18 protein-coding genes are annotated in these 14,238 nt (G+C 47.7%); 14 read left to right on the top strand and 4 right to left on the bottom strand.

What is annotated here, in order from left to right; genetic code table 11:
• Nucleotides 1-115: 115 nt before the first annotated feature.
• Genes rsmE through ruvX form a run of 4 tightly spaced genes read left to right on the top strand, consistent with a single transcriptional unit; the run spans nt 116 to nt 2,875 of the window.
• The gene (rsmE, locus tag ACUALS_RS02085) at nt 116-847 is read left to right on the top strand and encodes a 16S rRNA (uracil(1498)-N(3))-methyltransferase (protein WP_038191409.1); all 732 of its coding nucleotides are present in this window, start codon (nt 116-118) and stop codon (nt 845-847) included.
• Nucleotides 848-860: 13 nt separating this feature from the next.
• The gene (gene gshB / locus ACUALS_RS02080) at nt 861-1,808 is read left to right on the top strand and encodes a glutathione synthase (protein ID WP_454448754.1); all 948 of its coding nucleotides are present in this window, start codon (nt 861-863) and stop codon (nt 1,806-1,808) included.
• 47 nt (nt 1,809-1,855) lie between these two features.
• Nucleotides 1,856-2,419, top strand: coding sequence for a YqgE/AlgH family protein (locus ACUALS_RS02075; RefSeq protein WP_038137822.1), 564 nt, complete (start codon nt 1,856-1,858; stop codon nt 2,417-2,419).
• A 30-nt stretch (nt 2,420-2,449) separates the two neighbouring features.
• Nucleotides 2,450-2,875, top strand: a complete 426-nt coding sequence (ruvX, locus tag ACUALS_RS02070) for a Holliday junction resolvase RuvX (protein WP_038137825.1) — start codon at nt 2,450-2,452, stop codon at nt 2,873-2,875.
• Between the two features lie 70 nt (nt 2,876-2,945).
• Here ruvX and ACUALS_RS02065 read toward each other — a convergent pair whose 3' ends face one another.
• Both ACUALS_RS02065 and ACUALS_RS02060 read right to left on the bottom strand, forming a co-directional pair.
• The gene (locus ACUALS_RS02065; RefSeq protein ID WP_005475221.1) at nt 2,946-3,731 is read right to left on the bottom strand and encodes a DUF4198 domain-containing protein; all 786 of its coding nucleotides are present in this window, start codon (nt 3,729-3,731) and stop codon (nt 2,946-2,948) included.
• Between the two features lie 23 nt (nt 3,732-3,754).
• Nucleotides 3,755-4,066, bottom strand: a complete 312-nt coding sequence (locus ACUALS_RS02060) for a hypothetical protein (RefSeq protein ID WP_043887285.1) — start codon at nt 4,064-4,066, stop codon at nt 3,755-3,757.
• A gap of 213 nt (nt 4,067-4,279) precedes the next feature.
• Between ACUALS_RS02060 and ACUALS_RS02055 the strand changes: the two genes are divergently transcribed.
• Genes ACUALS_RS02055 through ACUALS_RS02045 form a run of 3 tightly spaced genes read left to right on the top strand, consistent with a single transcriptional unit; the run spans nt 4,280 to nt 7,191 of the window.
• A complete protein-coding gene (locus tag ACUALS_RS02055) occupies nt 4,280-4,519 on the top strand; it encodes a FeoA family protein (RefSeq protein WP_005475125.1) in 240 nt (79 codons plus the stop codon).
• A gap of 10 nt (nt 4,520-4,529) precedes the next feature.
• Entirely contained in the window at nt 4,530-7,031 is a 2,502-nt protein-coding gene (gene feoB / locus ACUALS_RS02050; protein ID WP_454448753.1) for a ferrous iron transport protein B, read from the top strand.
• Nucleotide 7,032: 1 nt separating this feature from the next.
• Nucleotides 7,033-7,191: a FeoB-associated Cys-rich membrane protein gene (locus ACUALS_RS02045; protein WP_454448752.1), complete on the top strand. Its 159-nt coding sequence runs from the start codon at nt 7,033-7,035 to the stop codon at nt 7,189-7,191.
• Nucleotides 7,192-7,229: 38 nt separating this feature from the next.
• Here the strand turns inward: ACUALS_RS02045 and ACUALS_RS02040 are convergent, their stop codons facing one another.
• Together ACUALS_RS02040 and ACUALS_RS02035 are read right to left on the bottom strand one after the other, a co-directional pair.
• A complete protein-coding gene (locus ACUALS_RS02040; protein WP_454448751.1) occupies nt 7,230-8,336 on the bottom strand; it encodes a PilT/PilU family type 4a pilus ATPase in 1,107 nt (368 codons plus the stop codon).
• Nucleotides 8,337-8,347: 11 nt separating this feature from the next.
• Complete coding sequence (locus tag ACUALS_RS02035) at nt 8,348-9,388, bottom strand: type IV pilus twitching motility protein PilT (RefSeq protein WP_005475129.1); 1,041 nt, start codon at nt 9,386-9,388, stop codon at nt 8,348-8,350.
• Nucleotides 9,389-9,413: 25 nt separating this feature from the next.
• On the opposite strand from ACUALS_RS02035, the gene ACUALS_RS02030 reads away from it, so the two are divergent.
• The 7 genes from ACUALS_RS02030 (at nt 9,414) to hemW (ending at nt 14,202) form a co-directional block, all read left to right on the top strand.
• Complete coding sequence (locus tag ACUALS_RS02030; protein ID WP_038191417.1) at nt 9,414-10,127, top strand: YggS family pyridoxal phosphate-dependent enzyme; 714 nt, start codon at nt 9,414-9,416, stop codon at nt 10,125-10,127.
• 24 nt (nt 10,128-10,151) lie between these two features.
• The gene (gene proC / locus ACUALS_RS02025; RefSeq protein ID WP_454448750.1) at nt 10,152-10,970 is read left to right on the top strand and encodes a pyrroline-5-carboxylate reductase; all 819 of its coding nucleotides are present in this window, start codon (nt 10,152-10,154) and stop codon (nt 10,968-10,970) included.
• Nucleotides 10,971-11,007: 37 nt separating this feature from the next.
• Nucleotides 11,008-11,565, top strand: coding sequence for a YggT family protein (locus ACUALS_RS02020; protein WP_005475177.1), 558 nt, complete (start codon nt 11,008-11,010; stop codon nt 11,563-11,565).
• Nucleotides 11,565-11,855 (top strand): DUF167 family protein YggU, encoded by a 291-nt coding sequence (gene yggU, locus ACUALS_RS02015; protein ID WP_038214408.1) that lies wholly within the window; start codon nt 11,565-11,567, stop codon nt 11,853-11,855. Before ACUALS_RS02020 ends, yggU begins: the two co-directional genes overlap by 1 nt.
• A 31-nt stretch (nt 11,856-11,886) precedes the next feature.
• Nucleotides 11,887-12,318 (top strand): DUF4426 domain-containing protein, encoded by a 432-nt coding sequence (locus ACUALS_RS02010; protein ID WP_005475132.1) that lies wholly within the window; start codon nt 11,887-11,889, stop codon nt 12,316-12,318.
• 103 nt (nt 12,319-12,421) lie between these two features.
• The gene (locus tag ACUALS_RS02005; RefSeq protein ID WP_038137848.1) at nt 12,422-13,021 is read left to right on the top strand and encodes an XTP/dITP diphosphatase; all 600 of its coding nucleotides are present in this window, start codon (nt 12,422-12,424) and stop codon (nt 13,019-13,021) included.
• A 5-nt stretch (nt 13,022-13,026) separates the two neighbouring features.
• The gene (gene hemW, locus ACUALS_RS02000) at nt 13,027-14,202 is read left to right on the top strand and encodes a radical SAM family heme chaperone HemW (protein WP_454448749.1); all 1,176 of its coding nucleotides are present in this window, start codon (nt 13,027-13,029) and stop codon (nt 14,200-14,202) included.
• Nucleotides 14,203-14,238 lie beyond the last annotated feature (36 nt).

The raw sequence follows: 14,238 nt of genomic DNA, 5'->3' as shown, positions 1-14,238 counted from the left end.
AACCAACAAAGAGTTTCCAGTTCTTAGCTGGAAACGCTTTGCGCCCCTTGTTTTTTCCCTTAAAAGCATCCATGTTAGAGGTTATCTCTAAATCTCTTGCTGGAAATCGAAACCAATGCGAATCCCACGAATCTATCATCCAGAAACCATCTCACAGCTAGGCACTCTCATGTTGAGTGACGACGCTGCCGGCCACATTGGCCGTGTATTGCGAATGAAAGAGGGGCAAGATGTCCTGCTGTTTGATGGCAGTGGTGCTGAATTTCCAGCAACCATTTCAAGTGTGACAAAAAAACACGTCGAAGTGGATGTCACCGAACGCATTGAACGCAGCGCGGAATCACCGCTTGATTTGCACCTAGGTCAGGTTATCTCACGTGGTGACAAGATGGAATTCACCATCCAAAAATCGGTTGAGCTTGGTGTAAATACCATTACTCCTCTGATTTCAGAGCGCTGTGGTGTGAAACTGGATCAAAAGCGCTTCGAAAAGAAGCTCGCGCAATGGCAGAAAATCGCTATCAGTGCCTGTGAGCAATGTGGTCGTAATACCGTTCCAGAAATCCGCCCAATCATGCAGCTTGAAGAGTGGTGCGCCGAAGACTATGACGGCTTAAAGCTCAACCTTCATCCACGTGCAAAATACTCTATCAATACCCTGCCAACACCGGTAGAGAAGGTTCGTCTATTGATTGGTCCAGAAGGTGGCTTGTCAGCGGAAGAAATCGGCATGACAGAAGAGTATAAATTTGAAGAGACACTGCTTGGCCCACGCGTACTGCGCACGGAAACAGCGGCTCTCACTGCAATTACAGCCTTGCAAGTTCGTTTCGGCGATCTTGGTTAAACGGAGAACAACAATGATCAAATTAGGTATCGTAATGGACCCTATCTCGTCCATTAACATCAAAAAAGACTCTAGCTTTGCCATGATGCTTGAAGCGCAGCGCCGCGGCTACGAAATCCACTACATGGAGATGAACGACTTACACCTAGACCAAGGTGTTGCGGTTGCTGATACCAAAGTGGTTGAACTAAAAGAAGATCCAACGGGTTGGTATGAGTTTAAATCGGAGCAAACCATTGAACTGTCTGAGCTTGATGCCGTTCTGATGCGTAAGGATCCTCCGTTTGATACCGAATACATCTACGCGACTTACATCCTAGAGCGCGCTGAAGAGCAAGGCACTCTGATTGTAAACAAGCCGCAAAGCCTACGTGATTGCAACGAGAAGCTGTTCACTGCTTGGTTCCCAGAACTTACCCCGACCACCATCGTAACGCGCAAAGCCGAGAAGATTAAACAGTTCCGTGAAAAGCATGGAGATGTGATCCTTAAGCCACTTGATGGCATGGGTGGCGCATCTATCTTCCGCGTGAAAGAGGGTGATCCAAACGTTTCAGTGATCATTGAAACCCTGACCAACCACGGTCAAAACTACGCAATGGCGCAAACCTTCGTCCCAGACATCAGCAATGGTGACAAGCGCATCCTAGTGGTCGATGGTGAGCCGATTGGTTACTGCTTAGCTCGTATTCCAGCTAAAGGTGAAACCCGCGGCAACTTAGCCGCTGGCGGGACTGGTGAAGCAAGACCATTAAGTGAAACAGATAAAAAGATCGCTGAAGCTGTAGCGCCTACACTTAAGGAAAAAGGACTGATTTTTGTTGGTTTGGATGTCATCGGCGACAAGCTAACTGAAATTAACGTAACAAGCCCAACGTGCATTCGTGAAATCGAGGCTGCATTTGATGTTTCGATCACAGGCAAGCTTATGGATGCGATTGAACGCCGCATCAACAAATAATAACAAGGGGGCGGAACCTCTGCCCCTAATAATCTGTTGGAGTGTCTATGAATTTAACTAACCATTTTTTAGTGGCGATGCCCGGGATGAAAGATCCCTACTTTGAGCGCAGCGTCATCTACGTGTGCGAACACAATGATGAGGGCGCCATGGGTCTAATGATTAATGCTCCAATCGACGTCACCGTCGGCAAAATGCTCAAACAAGTGGATGTCCAATCGGTTCATCCGCAGCTGTTCACCGACAGCCTCGACAAACCCGTCTTAAAAGGTGGGCCCGTCTCAAGCGATCGAGGCTTCATCTTGCACCAGCCCAAAGATGAGTATGAGTCGAGTATTCAGATGACAGACAGCATTTCTGTCACCACCTCGCGAGATATTCTCACCGTGCTAGGCACCGAAGCAGAACCAAACGAATACTTGGTGGCATTGGGCTATTCCGGCTGGGAGCCTGGCCAGCTTGAAAGTGAACTCTCAGACAACTCATGGCTGACCATCGAAGCGGACCCAGACGTCATTTTTAACACGCCCATTGCTGAGCGTTGGCAAAAAGCCGTGCAAATGTTGGGCATTAACGTTGCTCAGCTCTCAAGTGAGATTGGCCACGCGTAATCGGCAATAAAGACTAAAAACAGGATTCTCATGTCTAGAACTATCATGTCCTTTGACTTTGGTACCAAAAGCATTGGTAGTGCGATTGGCCAAGAGGTCACGGGTACCGCCTCTCCTCTTCGTGCATTTAAAGCCAATGACGGAATCCCTAATTGGGATGACATCGAAAAATTAATCAAAGAGTGGCAACCCGATTTATTGGTTGTTGGTTTACCGACCGACCTCCATGGTCGCGACTTAGAAACCATCACACCTCGGGCGAAAAAGTTTGCCAACCGACTGCACGGTCGCTATGGCTTACCTGTCGAATTGCATGATGAGAGACTCTCAACCACCGAAGCGCGAGCAGACCTCTTCAACATGGGAGGATACAAGGCGCTAAGCAAGGGCAATGTGGATTGCCAATCCGCCGTTGTAATTCTGGAAAGTTGGTTTGAAGCGCAATGGGGTGAATAAGCTCTCCCATCGCAGAAACTAAACGAAAAAAGCTGGCGATTAAGCGCCAGCTTTTTTGATCGAATAGCGTTTATAAGTCTTGCGCTTCAATCCAAAGCACGGCGTCTTGCGATAGCTCTTTGCCTTTAAACTCTTTATCAGGACCTGACCCTAGGCACGCAAATCCCCACTTGCCTGCTGTTGGCACACCGAAAGTAAACATGCCATTGTCATCCGTGATGGCAACAATCGCAGACGCAGGCGTGCTGCGATGCGTACCTTTACCAAAAGCATTCGCTTTACTATCAATGTCAGTGTTTAGAAATTCAATCTCACACTCTACACCTGCCGCTGGCTTACCTTCAGAGAGAAGCTGGCCAGTGAATGTACTACCAGCAAGCACTTGATAAGGCTTGTTCTTCGGCACAATTTCCGTCTTCAAACCCAGTGGCTTCTCCCACCCAGTTGGCAGTCCACCTTTATTGATGTAACGCTTGGTGATTTGTTGAATGTAGATGTCCTCACCGCCTTCATAATAAGGCGCTGGTGTTGCGGCAAAAATGTAATCACCGTTGCGACGGATTTTATACTCTAACTTAAACGCCTTCGCCTTGTTGTCAGGGCCAGTCCACTCAATAGGTTGCAACGTATCCAACAGATCCGTTTTCTTGCCTTTGAATGTAACCGTTAGGGCCTCTGGCTTTTCAATGTCCATCACATGGCCGTTGTCCATCGGGTGGCCAAACACAACCTTCATGTCCACGGTCGTTGGAGCGTCAAGCTGAGAAGTTGGCGTATGCATTAATAGGAAGTGAGCCTGAGAAGCGGCCGACAAAGAGAGTGCAGCCACACCAACCGCTAGAGATAACTTTTTCATTTTTTCATCCTAAATTTCTTTGGTTATTCAACAATATTCTTGCCATCAACTTCTATGGAATGTCCCGGCCCAGCATTGAACTGAACTTTGTACTCACCTGCAGGTTTCTCAAATTCAATTTCACCATCTTCGTTAATTTCACTGGTAATTAACGTCTTGCCCGAGCCATCAGTTACCAACACTTCTACGCCGGATGCTGAAGAGCCATCGGAAAAGCCACCTTCACACAAAATGGTATTGTCGCCGAAGTCATAACATGAAAATAACGGGGTGTGAGCCAGTGCTGCACTAGGAAGCACTGCACTCATTAGTAAGAGCAGAGTTTTTTGTTTCATTCTTTCGTCCATTTCTAGCATTTTTAAAAAGATATTGAGAATGAATCCCAATTTTATGCCGAGAGATTAACGACTGAACTCAATAAATGAAAGTGAGAATGATTATTAAATACATCTTCATTGATATAAATCATTTATACAATGGTTATTGTTTAATTAATTTTCGGCGCATTGTTTACAATCTCGAAAGGAAAAACTACTCACTGTTATTACATGCAAACTACCTTAAGCCAGCTATCCATTGGACAAAGCGCAACGATTGTTTCTCATCAATCGAACGGAGCCGTTCGCCAACGCCTGCTTGATTTAGGGCTCATTCCACAGTCTCAAATCAAGCTGATTCGCAAAGCGCCGCTGCGTGATCCTTTCGAGTTTAGAGTGGGCGCAACCAGCGTCGTGATCAGAAAAACAGAAGCCGAGACCGTTATCGTGCAACTCGTAACGTTGTCGTAAGGAAATCGTTATGCAACGGAAAAAAGTACTACTGGCAGGCCAACAAAACGCGGGCAAGTCGACGATTTTTAATATGCTGACGGGAGCAAGACAGCATGTTGCTAACTACCCAGGCGTTACTGTAGACAAAAAAACAGGCTATTTCTCGGTAGCCGGCGACGCCTACCAACTCATCGATTTACCCGGTACATACAGTTTGAGCTGCTATTCGCTGGAGGAAAGGGTTGCTCGCGATGCCCTTAGGCAAGAGTCGGCTGACGTGGTTCTCAACGTAGTCGATGCCGCCAACCTCAACCGCTCTTTGCACCTCACAATACAACTGATTGAAATGGGTCTGCCAATCGCCTTGGTACTTAACATGATGGACGTTGCTCAGTCAGAAGGTATCGCTATCGACTCGAGTGCGTTGAGTCAGAAAATCGGTGTGCCTGTCGCAGAATGTATTGGCAGGAAAGGAAAAGGTGAAGATCAGATCAACGCTGCTCTGCTCAATGCTAAAAAGCAGCAAGCGCCAATCGATTATCCGCAATTAGAGCCCGAGCTTTCTTCACTCACCGAGTGGCTCGATAGCGCGATTGCGCCGCAAAGCTACTCGTTCCGCTGGCTTGCACTGCGACTGTTAGAACGCGATAGTCATATCGATGAATGGCTAGGTGAGTTGCTGTCTGACAAGCAAGCTCAGCAGTTGAGTGCCAAAGTCGAGCTCTATTTAAACGGCATTGAAACAAGGTTAAGCAGCACAGTCAGTGATTACATTGTTGCGCAGCGACACCTGCGTGTCTCGATGCTTGTTGAAGCGTGCAGCAGTCAATCTCAGCGCCAAATCGAAAAACTCTCTGTGAGCGATAAAATTGACAAGGTTGTCCTCAATAAATTTGGCGCGCCGCTGTTTCTTATCGCGACCGTATTTGTCATCTATCAAAGCTCCATTGTCTATGGATACGAGCTAACCAACTACTGGTGGCCTTATCTCGCAGGGCTTAGAGAGCTCATTGCCGGGGTCTTACCCGACGCGGGTTTTCTCCACGATCCTTACGTTCGATCGCTCGGCCTATGGATTGTCGACTCAGCCAACACGCTACTCAACTATATCCCCATTTTTCTGATTCTGTTTGCGCTTATCGCGATCATTGAAGATTCAGGCTACATGGCAAGGATCGCATTTATTTCAGATCGGGTACTCAATCGCTTTGGCTTACATGGACAAAGTACATTGCCGATGATTCTCGCAGGCGTTTTTGCCGGAGGATGCGCCGTACCGGGCGTCATGGCAACCAAAGGGATTCCAGACAATCGCGCTCGCATTGCGACGATCCTAACGGTGCCGTATATGAACTGTTTAGCGAAAGTCCCTCTGTACACCCTGCTTCTGGGTATTTTCTTTGTTGAAGACAAGTCTTTGATGACATTTTACATTTCGACAATTTCAATCATCGCGGCGCTACTTGTGGCAAAGCTGTTAACCCAATCTGTCTTGCGCCGTACCGAGCAAGCCCCTTTTGTCATGGAACTACCGCGCTACAACCTGCCAACGGCACGCAGTGTGGTGACTCGTTCTCTAGAGAGAACCTGGATGTACGTACGCAAAGTGGGCACCATTGTGCTTGCGGTCTCTACGGTCATTTTCGTCTTGCTGCAATTTCCCGGCGTTCCAGAGCAAGAACAACAAGCGTTCCAAGCCCGAGCAGAAAAAGCTGTCGCTCGCTTTCAAAAAGCAGCGCAAAAAACTCAGTATGCCGACTCATTTGATGAACAGTCGTTAACAGACCTCGTAAACTTCTATACGGATTACCGCGCAGCAAAACTGAATGCGAAAGGCGCTGACGCATCTCAATCAGTGAACACCGCTTTCCAATCTCGCAATGAACTTTACTTCGCCATTACTGCGAGAAAGGGAGGAAAAGATGCCGCTAAACTCAACAAAGCATTAAGAAAATTGGCTTCGGAAAGAAAGAAAATTCGCCGAGAAATGAAAGAGAGGCGCCTTGAAGCTTCACTGTTAGGTAGTTTTGGCCGAGCTTTGGAACCGGTCACCCGATATGCAGGGTTTGATTGGAAGATCAACGTTGCGCTATTTTCTTCGTTTGCCGCTCGCGAAAGCAGTGTGGCGACACTCGGCGTGCTATTTCAACCCGAAGAAGACAATAACCAAAAACTGGAGCAGCGGATGGCCCAATCAGATGAACTTGCCGATCACGGCGAAGTCGCTGCTGTTGCGCTGATCTTGTTCTTCATTTTGTACCCACCCTGTCTCGCCACCGTAATGATGATAAAAGTGCAGACGGGAGAGTATAAATGGATGCTCCTCTCCATCGTATTACCTACCTTGCTCGGTTTTACTGTTGCAACGCTTGTTTATACGATCGGTACCCGCTTTGCTCTAAGTGGAATCCAAGTGATGTCACTCACCTACTTTTCAGCCTTACTCTCTTTGCTGCTGGTCGGTCTACACGATAGAAAGCAGCAGAAAAAACAGGGGCAACCTATTCCTATAAAAGTTGTTGAGAAATAGCATGTTCGAACAAAACTATACCGTCTTGGATACACTTGGGTTAATCGCGGTTGTGGCAATCGCCATTGTCTATCTTTACGTTCGCTTGGTGAGAAAAAAAGCCAGTTGTGGAAATGGTTGTGATGGCTGCTGCTCAGATAAATCGAAAGAGAAAATCTAGCCAGTAAAAAAATGCCCTGCAGACTAGCAGGGCATGGTTCAATCCATATCAATTTTCACATTACTCAAAGAGCCACCAGCGAAGCCGTCACCTCGCCTTGTTTTTAGCATAATGCGCAAGTCATTCGCGGAGTCCGCACTGTGCAAAGCATCTTTTTCATTGATTTTTCCATCGATAACCAACTGATATAAAGCTTGGTCAAAGGTCTGCATGCCTATTTCTTTTGACTTAGCCATGGTCGATTTCAACTCATGCAGCTCACCTCGGCGAATCAGGTCTGACACGCGTGGGCTATTGAGTAGTATTTCAAATACACCGTGACGCCCTTGACCATTCTTGTCACGAATCAACTGTTGGCCTATCACGCCGCGTAGGTTCATCGACAAATCAAACAAGAACTGCTCTTTTTGCTCTTTTGGCACCAAATGCAAGATACGCTCAAGCGCTTGGTTTGCGTTATTCGCGTGGAGCGTCGCCATACACAGGTGACCCGTTTCAGCAAACGTCATCGCGTATTCCATGGTTTCACGAGAACGAATTTCACCAATTAAGATCATATCCGGCGCTTGGCGCAGCGAGTTTTTAAGCGCGACTTCATAGCTTTCAGTATCTAGCCCTACCTCACGCTGAGTGACGATACAACGCTTATGCTCATGCACAAACTCGATCGGATCTTCCACGGTAAGAATATGACCAGTTCGGTGGGTATTTCGATAGCCCGTCATTGCCGCCATGGTGGTGGATTTCCCCGACCCTGTAGCACCGACGACCAACACGAGCCCTCGCTTGGCGATCGACAGATCTTGCAGCACATCAGGCAAGCGCAAATCTGCAAAGCTAGGAATCGTAGTTTCAATGCGGCGGATCACCGCGCCGGGCAATTCTCGTTGATAGAACGCCGAAACCCGATAACGCCCAAAGTCTCTTACAATCGCAAAGTTCGCCTCTTTGCTTGAATGGAATTCTCGCTGCCGATCTTGATCCATCATACTTCTGAGTAGCATATCCACATCATTCAGCGACAGCTTCTCACCATGCGCACGCAGTTCCCCGTCTACTCGATAAAGGATCGGAGCGCCTACGGTAATGTATAGATCCGACGACTTTTGGCTGTTCATTCCCTGAAGGTAAGCATTAATATCCATATTCTCACCCATCAGAACAAACTATTGGATTCAGTTTCGATCTTCTTCGCCACTTCATCAGGATCCACCTGACCTTGAGCAATCAACTGCTTGGCGTGCTGCTCCATAGTCTGCATGCCGTGCGCTGCACCTGTTTGGATCACTGAATACATCTGTGCCACTTTGTCTTCACGAACCAAGTTTCGAATCGCTGGAGTCGCCATCATGATCTCATGGCAGGCGGTGCGCCCTCCACCAATCCGCTTCAGCAGTTTCTGCGCGATAACAGCACGCAGTGACTCCGACAACATGGATCGCACCATGTCTTTATCGCTACCAGGGAACACATCGATAATACGGTCAATGGTCTTAGCGGCACTACTGGTATGCAGCGTACCAAACACTAAATGGCCTGTTTCCGCCGCTGTCAGCGCCAAGCTGATCGTCTCTTGGTCACGCAGCTCACCCACCAAAATGACATCGGGATCTTCACGCAACGCACTACGCAGCGCATTACTAAAGCTGTGGGTATCACGGTGCACTTCGCGTTGGTTTATCAGGCACTTGTTGTTGGTGTGAACAAATTCGATAGGATCTTCGATGGTAAGGATGTGTTTATTCTGGTGGCGGTTAATGTGATCTACCATGGCAGCAAGCGTTGTCGACTTACCCGAGCCGGTTGGTCCAGTAACCAAGACCAAGCCCTTCTCCATATTGGCGATCTTTTCGAAAATTTGCGGCGCTTCCAATTGCTCTAAGGTTGGAATATCGGTTGGAATGGTACGAAACACCGCAGAGCTACCGCGAGACTGGTTGAACGCGTTGACACGGAATCGACCGACGTTAGGTAACTCAAATGAAAAATCGACTTCAAGCCGCTCTTCAAACTCACTTCGCTGAGCATCGTTCATGATCTCAAAAATCAAACGGTGCACATCAGAATGACTAAAAGCAGGAACACCAAGCTTTCTTACTTCTCCATCTATACGTACCATGGGTGAAACACCCGCAGAAAGATGTAGATCTGATGCATTATGCTTTACACTAAAATCCAGTAATTCAGCGATATCCATTTATTTTCCTTAAGTAAAATCGGCTATGAACAGTATTCAACAAAATATTGAACAGATCACCTCACAGATTGAGAGCGCACAACAAAAGTGTGGACGACCTCGAGAGTCAGTGCAACTTCTGGCGGTGAGTAAAACGAAACCTGTAGACGCAATTCTCGAAGCTGCCCACGCAGGCCAAGTTGCATTTGGTGAAAACTACGTGCAAGAAGGGGCCGATAAAGTAGCATATTTTAACGAACACCATCCAGAACTTGAGCTTGAGTGGCATTTCATTGGTCCGATCCAATCCAACAAGTCTCGTCACGTGGCAGAGAACTTTGCTTGGGTACATACGGTTGACCGCGCCAAGATAGCTCAGCGCCTCAATGACCAACGTCCAGCAGGCATGCCTCCGCTTCAAGTCCTAATGCAAGTCAACACCAGTGGTGAAGCTTCAAAATCTGGCCTGAATGAAAATGAAATCTTTGCTCTGGCAGAGTTGATTTCTTCGCTGCCCAACCTCACGTTAAGAGGATTGATGTCAATTCCTGCCAACGTGTCTGACTACGCATCACAGCTGTCAGCATTTAAGCAATTGGCCGAGTTAAAAGATGCGCTGGCAAAGCGTTTTCCAGATGAGCAGCTTGATACTCTATCGATGGGAATGAGCGGCGATATGGAAGCGGCCATCGAAGCGGGAAGCACTATGGTTCGTATCGGGACCGCCATTTTCGGCGCACGTGACTACAGCAAGTCGTAAACAAACAGAAGGACAAGATAACCAATGGAACACAAGAAAATTGCCTTCATTGGCGCGGGCAACATGGTCAAAGCCATTGTTTCTGGATTAATTGCAGGTGGGTATCCTTCATCTTTGATTACGGCGACTGCACCTTCAGAAACAAGACGCCTGCCGCTAGAGCAAGAGTTTGGTATTAATACCACCAACAATAATAGCGACGCCGTACAAGAAGCCGATGTGGTTGTGTTGTCTGTGAAGCCACAAATGATGGAAGAGGTATGCAAGCCTCTCCAACAGCTAGATTGGTCAGGCAAATTGGTTATCTCGATTGCCGCGGGTATTCAAAGTGCGCGCTTCAATGAAATGCTAAACAGTGAGCTCAACTTGGTTCGAGTGATGCCTAATACACCTTCGCAGTTAGGCTTGGGCATGAGCGGCTTGTTTGCACCGAAGCATGTTTCTGAGCAAGACAGAGTGTTTGCAGCTCAGCTGATGGAATCATGTGGAAAGATCTGCTGGGTTGAGCGAGAATCTGGTATCAACAACATCATTGCCGCCGCAGGCAGTGCGCCAGCCTATTTCTTCCTGTTTATGGAAGCGATGCAAACCGAGGCCATCACGCAAGGCTTCGATAAAGAAACTGCGCGTTTGTTGGTTCAACAATCAGCACTTGGCGCGGCCAGTATGGTGGTGAACAACCCAGAAACCGAGCTGTCCACACTAAGAGAGAATGTCACCTCTAAAGGTGGAACAACCGCAGAGGCGCTGCGCACATTCAATGAACACCAACTTTCAGATATAGTAGCCAAAGCCATGCAAGCGGCGGTCGCGCGCGCTGAAGAGATGGAAGCACTATTTTAACTATTTGAGCCTCAGGCTCACTAACTAAGGGTCACCTATGAATTCGATGAGTTTTCTGATTTCCACCCTATTTGATTTGTACATCATGGTGGTGATCTTACGCATTTGGCTGCAAGCCGCCCGTGCCGATTTCTACAATCCGTTTTCGCAGTTTATCGTCAAAGCCACTCAACCTGTGATTGGCCCACTGCGCCGAGTCATTCCATCTATCGGAAGCTTGGATATGGCAACCGTCTTGTTTGCCTACGTATTGTGTGTACTCAAGTTTGTCGCGTTGATTCTTATTGCATCCAACGGCTCAGTATCATTCAGTGCTGATTTTCTATTCTTGGGCTTCTTGTCACTTCTAAAAGCGGCCGGCAGTCTGTTGTTCTGGGTGCTATTGATCCGCGCCATCTTAAGCTGGGTGAGTCAAGGTCGCAGCCCGATTGAATACGTGTTCCACCAGCTCACTGAACCAATGCTGGCACCAATTCGTCGCATTATTCCGGCGATGGGTGGTTTCGACCTCAGCGTGCTGGTGCTGTTCATCGCTCTTCAATTCGCAAACTTCCTAATGGGCGATTTGATCGGTCCAATCTGGTTCCAACTATAATGTCTAACGTTGCTTGGTTTGATGGCGAAGATTTAGTTCTTCGCCTCTATATTCAACCAAAAGCGAGTAGAGACAAGTTAGTCGGGTTGCATGGCGACGAACTGAAAGTCGCCATTACTGCCCCACCCGTAGATGGCAAGGCCAATGCGCATTTGAGCAAATACCTCGCAAAACAATTTAAAGTCGCGAAGGGATTCATCAAGATAGAAAAAGGCGAACTCGGCCGGCACAAACAGCTCAGAGTAAACTCGCCCACTCAAATCCCCGCAGAAATTAAAGCCATCTTATGATGGCTTTTTGTTTACAAAGGAAGAAGCAGCTATGAAAAAATGGATTACCCTACTGTGTGCAAGCTTGCTTGCCCTACCGACATGGGCAGGTCAGTTTAAAACCATTAAAGAGGTGGAAGTGCACTACTCTGCTTTTAACTCAACCTTTCTTACACCGCAAGTCGCGCGCAGCTATAAGCTAAAACGCAATGGCTACTCCGCGCTTCTCAACATCAGTGTGCTCGACAACTACCAACCAGGTAAGCCTGCTATTACAGCGAAAATCAGTGGCTCGGCGAAAAACCTGCTTGGTCAAACTCGTCAGCTGACCTTCCGTGAAGTTAAAGAGGCGAACGCCATTTATTACTTAGCAGAGTTTCCCATCAGCGACGAAGAAAACTTAACCTTCACAATTGATGTTAATGCTGGCAATAAAGGCACGGGCACATTAAAGTTCACCCAAAAATTTTATGTCGAAGAGTAATTAGGCTGTGATGATCTAAATGCTTTTGGACACCCTAAGACCGAAACCTATTTAACGGGAAGAGGCGTCACTCTCCCCACTGATAAAACCGAAAGAGACCACCATGAAAAAGATAGTGCTAGCAACTGGCAACCAAGGCAAAGTTCGTGAAATGGCTGACCTACTGTCTGACTTCGGCTTCAATGTTGTTGCTCAAAGCGAGTTCAATGTATCGGAAGTCGCCGAGACTGGCACAACCTTTATCGAAAATGCCATCATCAAAGCGCGCCACGCAGCAAAAGAAACCGGTCTTGCCGCTATTGCGGATGACTCTGGCCTTGAAGTGGATGCCCTTAAAGGCGCACCAGGTATCTATTCTGCCCGTTATGCAGGTGTTGGTGCGACTGACCAACAGAATTTAGAAAAGCTACTTGAAGCAATGAAAGACGTACCGGAAGCAGAACGCACTGCACGTTTCCACTGTGTACTGGTGCTAATGCGCCATGAAAACGATCCAACACCGATCGTTTGTCACGGTAAATGGGAAGGCCGCATTCTGACGGAAGCTCACGGAGATAACGGCTTTGGTTACGACCCAATCTTCTTTGTCCCTGAAGATAACTGCGCTTCAGCTGAACTAGAGCCAGCACGCAAGAAGCAACTTTCTCATCGTGGTAAAGCGCTCAAAACACTGTTTGCAACGCTTTCTGAGCAGCCTTTGTAATCGTAATGAGCCAACTAATTCCACCAGCGTTAAGCCTTTATGTACACATCCCATGGTGTGTACAAAAATGCCCATATTGCGACTTTAACTCGCATGCTCAAAAGGCAGAGATTCCCGAGAAGGAATACATTGCCGCTCTGCTTCAAGATTTAGAGGCCGATATTGAACGCTATCAACTCGAGAGCAACCCACGTCTACTGCATTCCATATTTATTGGCGGCGGTACGCCAAGTTTAATCTCAGCACAAGGCATTGCCGATCTGCTCTCTGGTATTGAGGCAAGGCTGCCATTTAAGCCAAATATTGAGATCACTATGGAAGCCAACCCAGGCACCATTGAAGCAGAACGTTTTGCTGGTTACCAAAAAGCAGGAGTCACTCGGATTTCGGTGGGCGTGCAGAGCTTCGAGCAACAAAAGTTAGAACGACTTGGACGCATCCACGGTCAAGATGAAGCCGTTAACGCCGCCAAACTTGCTCATCAGATTGGCTTAAACAGCTTTAACCTCGATCTTATGCACGGCTTACCGGATCAATCTGTCGATCAAGCTCTTGCGGATCTTGAGAAAGCGATCGCGCTCGATCCTCCGCATCTATCTTGGTATCAGCTGACCATTGAGCCCAATACTCTGTTCTACTACAAACAGCCAACGCTGCCTGACGACGATGACCTGTGGGATATCTTCGAACTTGGGCATAAAAAGCTCGCTGACGCTGGCTACGTCCAATACGAAATCTCCGGTTACAGCAAGCCAGGATTCCAATGCCAACACAACCTCAACTACTGGCGCTTTGGTGATTACCTTGGCATAGGCTGTGGCGCTCACGGTAAGATCAGTTTTCGTGATGGTCGCATTGTTCGCACCACCAAAATTAAACACCCTAAAGGCTACCTCGCCGCGTACGACAATATGGTCAAACCGTACTTGAACAACGAAGAGGAAGTTGCAGCAGACGATCGCCCTTTCGAGTTCTTTATGAACCGCTTCCGACTTCTTGAAGCCTGCCCTAAGCAAGACTTTCTTGATACAACAGGCTTAGGCTTTGAAGCAATTCAAGCAACCATGAACTGGGCAATTGAGATGGGCTACATCGACGAGAGCGATACTCATTGGCAAATCACCGAGAAAGGTAAGCTGTTCCTAAACGATCTGCTCGAAGCCTTTATGGCAGAAGAATAACCCCGAAAACAAAAAAGGGTTGAGGTGCAAACCTCA

Source organism: Vibrio sp. NH-7, assembly GCF_053643215.1.
This window is presented reverse-complemented; position numbering and strand designations above follow the sequence as displayed.

Coding starts and splice junctions, on each gene's coding strand:
- gshB (WP_454448754.1), top strand. CDS start 861: ATGATCAAATTAGGTATCGTAATGGACCCTATCTCGTCCATTAACATC.
- ruvX (WP_038137825.1), top strand. CDS start 2,450: ATGTCTAGAACTATCATGTCCTTTGACTTTGGTACCAAAAGCATTGGT.
- feoB (WP_454448753.1), top strand. CDS start 4,530: ATGCAACGGAAAAAAGTACTACTGGCAGGCCAACAAAACGCGGGCAAG.
- yggU (WP_038214408.1), top strand. CDS start 11,565: ATGTCTAACGTTGCTTGGTTTGATGGCGAAGATTTAGTTCTTCGCCTC.
- ACUALS_RS02005 (WP_038137848.1), top strand. CDS start 12,422: ATGAAAAAGATAGTGCTAGCAACTGGCAACCAAGGCAAAGTTCGTGAA.
- proC (WP_454448750.1), top strand. CDS start 10,152: ATGGAACACAAGAAAATTGCCTTCATTGGCGCGGGCAACATGGTCAAA.
- ACUALS_RS02035 (WP_005475129.1), bottom strand. CDS start 9,388: ATGGATATCGCTGAATTACTGGATTTTAGTGTAAAGCATAATGCATCA.
- ACUALS_RS02010 (WP_005475132.1), top strand. CDS start 11,887: ATGAAAAAATGGATTACCCTACTGTGTGCAAGCTTGCTTGCCCTACCG.
- ACUALS_RS02055 (WP_005475125.1), top strand. CDS start 4,280: ATGCAAACTACCTTAAGCCAGCTATCCATTGGACAAAGCGCAACGATT.
- ACUALS_RS02060 (WP_043887285.1), bottom strand. CDS start 4,066: ATGAAACAAAAAACTCTGCTCTTACTAATGAGTGCAGTGCTTCCTAGT.
- ACUALS_RS02065 (WP_005475221.1), bottom strand. CDS start 3,731: ATGAAAAAGTTATCTCTAGCGGTTGGTGTGGCTGCACTCTCTTTGTCG.
- hemW (WP_454448749.1), top strand. CDS start 13,027: ATGAGCCAACTAATTCCACCAGCGTTAAGCCTTTATGTACACATCCCA.
- ACUALS_RS02020 (WP_005475177.1), top strand. CDS start 11,008: ATGAATTCGATGAGTTTTCTGATTTCCACCCTATTTGATTTGTACATC.
- ACUALS_RS02030 (WP_038191417.1), top strand. CDS start 9,414: ATGAACAGTATTCAACAAAATATTGAACAGATCACCTCACAGATTGAG.
- rsmE (WP_038191409.1), top strand. CDS start 116: ATGCGAATCCCACGAATCTATCATCCAGAAACCATCTCACAGCTAGGC.
- ACUALS_RS02045 (WP_454448752.1), top strand. CDS start 7,033: ATGTTCGAACAAAACTATACCGTCTTGGATACACTTGGGTTAATCGCG.
- ACUALS_RS02075 (WP_038137822.1), top strand. CDS start 1,856: ATGAATTTAACTAACCATTTTTTAGTGGCGATGCCCGGGATGAAAGAT.
- ACUALS_RS02040 (WP_454448751.1), bottom strand. CDS start 8,336: ATGGATATTAATGCTTACCTTCAGGGAATGAACAGCCAAAAGTCGTCG.